The sequence below is a fragment of the Caballeronia sp. genome (genome assembly GCF_049581465.1).
In the GTDB taxonomy this organism is placed as follows: Bacteria; Pseudomonadota; Gammaproteobacteria; order Burkholderiales; family Burkholderiaceae; genus Caballeronia.
Genome location: NZ_JBAUSA010000641.1, coordinates 21086 through 27182 on the forward strand (window position 1 = coordinate 21086; position 6097 = coordinate 27182).

Annotated in this window: 5 protein-coding genes; 1 reads left to right on the forward strand and 4 read right to left on the reverse strand. The window is 60.5% G+C overall.

The window, feature by feature from the left end; genetic code table 11:
• Positions 1–499: 499 nt before the first annotated feature.
• From WCA53_RS15780 to WCA53_RS15795, 4 genes are all read right to left on the reverse strand, one after another.
• Positions 500–1564: a Gfo/Idh/MocA family protein gene (locus WCA53_RS15780; protein WP_423912074.1), complete on the reverse strand. Its 1065-nt coding sequence runs from the start codon at positions 1562–1564 to the stop codon at positions 500–502.
• A gap of 19 nt (positions 1565–1583) precedes the next feature.
• Positions 1584–2417, reverse strand: coding sequence for a sugar phosphate isomerase/epimerase family protein (locus tag WCA53_RS15785; RefSeq protein WP_423912078.1), 834 nt, complete (start codon positions 2415–2417; stop codon positions 1584–1586).
• 88 nt (positions 2418–2505) lie between these two features.
• Positions 2506–4293, reverse strand: coding sequence for an FAD-dependent oxidoreductase (locus WCA53_RS15790; protein ID WP_423912081.1), 1788 nt, complete (start codon positions 4291–4293; stop codon positions 2506–2508).
• Positions 4294–4304: 11 nt separating this feature from the next.
• Positions 4305–5153 (reverse strand): IclR family transcriptional regulator, encoded by an 849-nt coding sequence (locus WCA53_RS15795; RefSeq protein WP_423912082.1) that lies wholly within the window; start codon positions 5151–5153, stop codon positions 4305–4307.
• Positions 5154–5344: 191 nt separating this feature from the next.
• Between WCA53_RS15795 and WCA53_RS15800 the strand changes: the two genes are divergently transcribed.
• Positions 5345–6097 (forward strand): MFS transporter (locus WCA53_RS15800; protein ID WP_423912085.1); only part of this gene is annotated, 753 nt, incomplete at its 3' end.

The following is a 6097-nucleotide window of genomic DNA, read 5'->3' on the forward strand; positions in this document are numbered from 1 at the left end:
CCGGTCCCATGCAACAGGGTTGCTCGACCGGAGTTGGCGTGTCGACCAGAGTTGGCGCTTTAGCACTTACTCTGGTCCCATGCGCTTACTGCCGTCCCATGCAACATGGTCGCTCCCATGCTGCGAATTCGATCTTGCTTAACAGTGGTGATGTGATGCACTAAACAAACATGCATTTGATTTGCAGTATTTGTTGTCAAGCCGAGACTGATTGTGCGAAAACTAAGTCAGCGATGTTGAACCCGGCAGCAATGAGTACTTGTTTCAGTCATTGAAGTTTTTCTCTAGTGGCCCGAGGTATTTCCTGCCGATCGCCGCTTACAATTCGTACTGAATGACAATACATGGCAATGGTGAGTAAGTACATGGCGCGTTGCGATTTTTTTATGGGTAGGAGAATCGCCGTAGCCGCAATCGCCGATGCGCTCTCGAAGGCTTTAAAGAATGTCTATCAGATCGCTAAGATAAGAGGCGGCGGAGGCGGCGCGCTGTAAAACGTTCAGGCAGCGGCGCTCCCGCAGCCCGTATTTACGATTGCCTCGGTGCGGGTTGCTTCGGCGATCGCCTCGACAATGCGCAGGTTTTGCAGGCCATCGTAGACCGTGACGAGCGGTTGTGCCGTTCCATCGATGACGTCACAGAAGTGCGCTAATTGTCGCTCCAGCGGGTCCGCTCGATCGATATCGGCCACGCCAGTTTCAAAGGGCTTAAACCACGAGCGGTCTTCCTTGCGACCATACGTTTTGAGACGCATGGTCGGCACGGATAGCGAACCCATGTCGCCGGCGATGACGTAGCAGTCTTCGTCATCATAGTTCGGATAGCTGACGTTTTCCCGCGAGGTCTGCTCCCAGCTACGCGCCGAACCCGCGGTATCGGACAGCAGGAACGTGCCGAGCGCTCCGCTCTCGAAACGCAGGTTGATTGCCACGGTGTCGTCGACCGGAAACCTCCGCGTCGCATTCGATGCCAGCGCCTGCACGGCGACGATCTCACCGCACAGAGACCGCAGATTGCCGATCTCGTGAATCATATTGATCAGGATCGGGCCGCCGCCAGCCTCTCGCCGCCACGTCGCGCTCTCGAAATAATCATCGGGCTTGTAGAACAGGGCGCTCCCCATCACCGCTACAAGCTTGCCGAGCCGGCCGCTTTGGATGATCTCGCGCGCCTTCGCAAGGATCGGACTGTGCGCGCGATGATGGCCGACGAGCAACGGCACACCAGCGCTTTCAGCCGTCGCCCTCAGGCGTTCACCTTCCTCAAGCGTATGCGCGACCGGTTTTTCGATCAGCGCGGGCACGCGAGCGGCGAGGCATTCAAGCGCCTGCCCGACATGCAACGGGTTCGGTGTGGCGAGAATCACGCCGTCCGGACGGCTCTGTTCGAAGAGTTGGCCAAGCGAGCGGAAGAGGGGAATGTGGGCGTCAGCGGCGATTTCGGCAGCGGCTGGACCCGGGTCGATAATGGCCGCCAACTGACAGCGCGCGCTATTGCGGATCAGTTCGATGTGACATCGGCCGATGGTGCCGGCGCCCGCAACGGCAAGCTGAATGTGTCTCATGACCGTCATCCCTTAACAATCAGTTCGGGCCGTATGTCGAATCGAGTACGGCAAGGGTTGCTTCACGGAGCTTCTGTGCACGCTCGGTAGCCTTGGCAGTCCTGGCCCAGTTTTCCATCGGCACTTCAATGCTGATCGGCAGATCGTCCGGTAGTGCCCGCAGGATTGCGGCGAGATCGAGGCCGCCGCGACCGGGCATCAGCCGATCGCAACGCGCCTGATGAAGCAGGTTTTCGAGGTCCTTCGGACGCTCGGCGGGCGCGTCGCAGAACTGCAGGTAGCGGAAGTATTCGCGCGGCATGGCACGCAGTTCATCGATCGAAGAGCCCGCGCGATCGAAGTGGATCGGATCGATGAGTATTCCTGCGTTTGCTTTCGCCGCTGCCTTCAGTATGCGTGCGGCCTGCGTGATATCGCGGGCGTCAGTCCACGGCATCGGCTCGATCGACGGCGTGAGTCCAAGCGGCGCAGCGAGGTCACACAGCTTCGCGAGGTTATCGGCGGTACGCGTTTCGTCGGGATCGTTTCCCGCGACCAGGACGTAGCGTGCGCCAAGCTCGGCCGCGGTTTCAAGCATGGGCAGGTAGGTCGTCACGTCGGTACCGGGCTTGAGGCGCAGGATCTCCGCATCGAGCACGCCAACGCCGGTGTCCTTCAGGCGCGCAAGGGTCTCCCGTTTCAGTGGCGTGTCGCCAATGAAGTCGTAACGCACCTCTTGATCGGTCGCGGGCAGAAGCCGCAAGCCGACGAAATCGTAGCCGGCGTCAGCGGCGCACTGGACCATTTGCGGCGGTGTCAATTCGATCACCGTCAGTGCCGCAAGCGACAACGGGCGCCGGTTTTTCTGTGACATGTCCTTCTCCATTCGTTGGACAATCGCGACCTGAGCCGTCGAACCGTCGGTTTCGTTTGAGTGAGTGAGGCGAGCGGGTGCTAGTCGTTCAACAACTGGGTATCGGCACATGGCCCGCCACCTGTGATGCCCTGTCGCCGGTGGCGGCTGCGTCTTCGTCTTCGTCTTCGTACTTCATTGCGCCTGCGGCATGTCGGCCAGCGACATATCCGAAGGTCATTGCAGGACCCAGATTGATGCCGCCCGACGGATAGAAGCCACCCATCACGCTGGCCATGTCTGTTCCCACCGCATAGAGGCCGGGGATAGGCTTGTCGTGCTGATCGAGCGCCTGCGCGAAGCCGTTTGTCTTCAGTCCGGCGAAGGTTCCGAAGCTGCCCGGAAATACCTTCACGGCGTAGAACGGAGCGCTTTCGATGGGCGCGACGCAAGGGTTCGGTCCCTTGTGTAACGGATCGCCGCCCTTGCGGTTATAGGGTGTCGAGCCACGGCCGAATTGAGGGTCCTCGCCACGTCTTGCGTGCTCGTTATAAAGCTCTACGGTTGTGGCGAGCGCGTCGGGCGCGATACCGCAACGCTTCGCAAGCTCTTCGATTATCGAGCCGCGCTGGAGATAACCGCTGCGGATGCATGAACCGACGGGAAGGGGGAAGGGCCGCGCATAGCCGAGTCCGTATCGACGTAAAAAGCGGTGATCGCATATCAGCCACGACGCCACTTCTTGTCCTTCCGGGGAGGCTGCGATCATCGCCGAGGTGTAGTCGTAGTAGCCGTCGGCTTCGTTCACAAAGCGCTTGCCATTAGAGAGCACGCCGATCACACCGGGCTTCGCGCGGTCGATGATGTGCGGGAAGTGGCCCACGCTCCCGTCCCGATGCGTGATTCGCGAAACCGGCGCCCACGCCGCAGGCGATGCGACGTCCGTCACGAGGCAGCCACCAGCCGATTCACCCAGGGTGATGCCATCGCCCGAACAGCTTCCGGGCGGCAACGCGAGATGTTCCCGGCCGGTAGGCGTGCGGGGGAAGAGTTCCTTGCGTCGTTTCAGGTCGTTGGGGAAACCGCCCGCAGCAAGCACGACCCCTTTGGTCGCGCGAATCTGGATTTCGCCCTTTGCGGTCTTGACCACCGCACCTCGCACCACGCCGTCCTCAACATCCAGCCGCTGTGCAGGTGCGGATTCCATTAGCGTGACCCCCAGGTCCTCCGCCGACTTCGCAAGGCGCGCTACCAGCGCGACGCCATTGACCAACTGCATCGCGCGTCCGTAAAGCGCCAGATCGAGTAGATGCCGGGTGAAGCGCTTCGTCACATGAATGAATGACTTGAGCGAGCGCGTCATGCTTAGGAATGCCATTAAATCGACACCCGCCATGATCGGCATGCCCATGAACGAGGTCTCGCGCATGGTCTCGCGCAGACGCTGGATGAGTGGCCCTACTTCCCTCCCGTCATAGGGCGCGGCAATAACTTGATGGCCTTGCGTTGCCGCGCCTTCAACCTTGCCATGAATATCCGGGATCTGATTGCCGTCGACAAATTTCAGCGCCGTATGTTCGTCGAAGAAAGACACCATGTGAGGGCAATTGTCGAGGAACGCGTCAACGCGCGGTGCGTCGTAGCGCTCGCCTAGTTCATTCTTCAGGTAAGTGCGCGGCTGTTGCGGGTCTTCGTTGATCCCGGCGCGCGTCGCAAGCGGATTGCCCGGGACCCACATCCAGCCGCCGGACCAGGCCGTCGCTCCGCCGAAGACGGCGTCTTTTTCGACGACCACGACCTTGAGGCCGTGCCACGCAGCGGTGACAGCCGCAGCGAGACCCGAGGCGCCGGAACCCACGACGAGCAGGTCGCAATCCATCCGATCAGGCGTGTTCATGTTCGCAGTTGCTACGAGATAAGCCCTTCGCGGGCGCTTAGTGCTGCCATGGCCGGGTTCATCAGGAATGGCGACCCCGGAACGAGTTGGATGATTTCCTCCACCGCGTGAATGAGAAGCGGTGCGAATTCGTGCAGGCGTGCTTCGGTCAGGCGGAACACCGGGCCCGCTACGCTGACCACGCCGATCGCTTTTCCCGTGACAGGGTGAATGAGCGGCGCGGCCATCGCGGACATCCAGTCCGTGAAGGTCTGTACTGCTACGGCATAGCCGCGTTCTCGCGCCAGGTCGACCCGCTTAAGCACTTCCGCGCCCGTCTGCGGGGCTTGTGGGCCAAATTGATCGCGTGCACCGTAGCCCTGCGCCTCAACAAGCGCGAGACCTTCCTCGTTGCTCATGCATGACAGCCACGCGTAGCCGGTCGCGGAGCAGGATAGTTTTGCTTCCATTCCCATGTCGGGGTCGTATCGAAGCCCACTGCGGGCGCCTTGCGCCTTGGCGACCCACGTCAAGTGACCGTCATCGGCGACGGCGAGTCGAACCAGCTCACCTGTTTCCATTGCAAGCCGATTGATGACCGGCTGCACGGCGTCGACAAAACCGCTCGCGGAAAGATGGCGGAAGGCGAGGACCTGAAGTTTCGACGTCAGTACATACGTCCCTCGTTCCTCCTCCTGACGCACGTAGCCGTGTCCTGCGAGCGAGGTCAGCAGCCGGTGCGTCGCACTGCGGGGGATCCGCAATTCCTCTGAAATTTCGCTCAGCGGCAGCCCGTCCGCGCTTGCCGAAAGCAATTCGATGATTGCCAAACCTCGATCCAGGACGCCCGAATAGCTGAGCTCCTGTGCAGTACTTGCCATCCCTATCTCCTAAGCATGTTTTTACGGGGTAAACACTTAGTGGAATTTCGTTCTATTCAATATGGAACACTATTCCACATCAAGCAAACTAGTGTCAATATCGGTTTCAACAATTCACCGAATGCGCGATCCTATCGGAACAAAAGAAGCCGAAGAACGCACGTTCTCAACCAGCCACTTTCGGAGACGACATGGAAGCCAGATCAGAAGGCGCACCCGGCGCGGACGACGGACATCATCGCGAGCAAACCAAGAAGGCGACCGCGAGCGGCTGGATTGGCTCAGCGCTGGAGTACTACGACTTTTTCATCTATGCACAGGCTGCGGCGCTGATCTTCCCGCAACTGTTCTTTCCGTCAGGAGACCCGAAAGTCGCGATCGTCGCATCGCTTGCGACCTATGGCGTCGGTTACATCGCGCGGCCGATTGGCGCGTTTGTCCTCGGACACTGGGGCGACACGCACGGCCGTAAAACCGTACTGCTCGTGTGCATGTTCCTGATGGGTGCATCGACGATGGCCGTCGGGCTCTTGCCCACTTACAACCAGGTCGGCATGCTCGCGCCGACCCTGCTAGTCGTCGTGCGCCTGATCCAGGGCTTCGCGGTGGCGGGCGAAATCTCCGGCGCCAGTTCGATGATTCTCGAGCACGCGCCGTTTGGCCGCCGTGGCTATTACGCGAGCTTCGCGTTGCAGGGCGTGCAGGCCGGCCAGATCCTGGCGGCGGCCGTGTTCCTGCCGCTCGCGTATTTCATGCCGGAAAGCGCGTTCAATGCGTGGGGCTGGCGCATTCCGTTCCTGCTTTCCGCAGGCGTGCTGCTTGCGGGCTACATCATCCGCCGTGAAGTCGAGGAAACGCCCGCCTTTACCCACGAAGCCGGCGAGCATGAAGTGCCGAAGGCGCCGATCAGGGAAGCGTTCCTGCACAGCTGGAAGGACATGATC